The organism is Faecalibacterium sp. Marseille-Q4164 (genome assembly GCF_017377545.1).
Classification (GTDB): Bacteria; Bacillota; Clostridia; order Oscillospirales; family Ruminococcaceae; genus Faecalibacterium; species Faecalibacterium duncaniae.
Window position 1 is genome coordinate 1 of the sequence record NZ_JAFREJ010000047.1, and the last position, 953, is coordinate 953.

Sequence of the window (953 nt, forward strand, 5' to 3'; positions counted from 1 at the left end):
GAAATCGAAAGGAGGCGGGGCTGAGCCTGATCCGCCACGAGCATATCTATCAGGCTGTCAAAGAAGAACAGAAAGAACACGATTATCCGATACAGGCGCTTTGTAAGATTGGCGGTGTTTCAAGGGCGGCTTATTACAAATGGCTGAACCATGAAATGTCAGAGAATGAACAGGAAAACCGAAAAATTGCGGAACTGATAGAAAAAATCCACATAGAATCACCTGATAAGGGTTATCGCAGAATCCGTGATGAGTTGGAGCGTTACCATGACATTGATGTAAATGATAAACGTGTTTTGCGCATCTGCCGGAAACTTGGTATCAAATCCACCATTAAATATGCAAACGATAGCTGTACAAGACAGGCTGCAAATCCACAGTACATAGCCGAAAATATCCTGAATCGTGAATTTACGGCAGAAGCTCCGAATGAAAAGTGGTTGACCGATGTAACGGAATTTCATTACTATATCGGAAATGAAAAGCACAAGGTATATTTAAGTGCAATTCTTGACCTGTATGACCGAAGAATCGTATCCTACCGTATTGGAGACAGTAATAGTAATGCATTAGTGTTTGATACCTTTGATGATGCAGTCAAAGATAATCCTGAAGCACATCCAATGTTTCACAGTGACAGAGGCTTTCAATACACCAATAGAGCCTTTCATGCAAAACTTGAAGCAGCAGGGATGATGCAGAGCATGTCCAGAGAAGCAAAGCGTATGGATAATGGACCAATGGAAGGATTCTGGGGAATTCTAAAACGGGAGCGTTATTATGGTAAACGATTTATGGACAGAGAATCACTGGTGGTCATGATAGAGAAATATATCAATTACTATAACAACAGACGTTTGCAGAGGAAGCTTGGTATAGTAACACCAATGGAGAAACACGAAAAATATTTACAGGCAGCGTAAAAATCTGCCAGCAGGTGATACCTACTGGCA

1 protein-coding gene is annotated in these 953 nt (G+C 41.3%); it reads left to right on the forward strand.

Annotation, left to right across the window (positions count from 1 at the left end; genetic code table 11):
- The coding region (locus J3352_RS14140) for an IS3 family transposase (RefSeq protein WP_207700528.1) at positions 1-923 on the forward strand (923 nt) is incomplete at its 5' end.
- Positions 924-953 lie beyond the last annotated feature (30 nt).